Annotated in this window: 1 protein-coding gene; it reads right to left on the bottom strand. The window is 33.0% G+C overall.

Going from position 1 to position 267, the window contains the following annotated elements; genetic code table 11:
* Positions 1 to 267: glycosyltransferase (locus tag AAEY62_RS22760; protein WP_350636688.1), on the bottom strand; the 267-nt coding region annotated here is incomplete at both ends.

Below are 267 nucleotides of genomic sequence, written 5' to 3'. Positions count from 1 at the left end.
GTGGTGGACTCCCCAAACAATATTTTTAACACCTGCTAAACGCGAAAACACACCACCAAACAAATCCCCATGAAACATCCAAGTTTGTACAACATCTGGTTTTAGTGTTTTTATTAAACTAAATATTTTAAACACACGGAAAATACTTAACTTACTATTTAATATGTTTAAACAGTAAACATTTACACCAGCCTCTACTAACAAATCCCCATACTTTCCCTCATCCATTAATGAAATAACTGTATGCTCAAAGGTAGAACTTTTAGA

This window comes from Pseudoalteromonas sp. GW168-MNA-CIBAN-0100 (genome assembly GCF_040309225.1).
In the GTDB taxonomy this organism is placed as follows: Bacteria; Pseudomonadota; Gammaproteobacteria; order Enterobacterales; family Alteromonadaceae; genus Pseudoalteromonas; species Pseudoalteromonas arctica.
The sequence above is the reverse complement of the archived record's forward strand: the minus strand, read 5'-3'. Positions and strand labels throughout refer to the sequence as shown.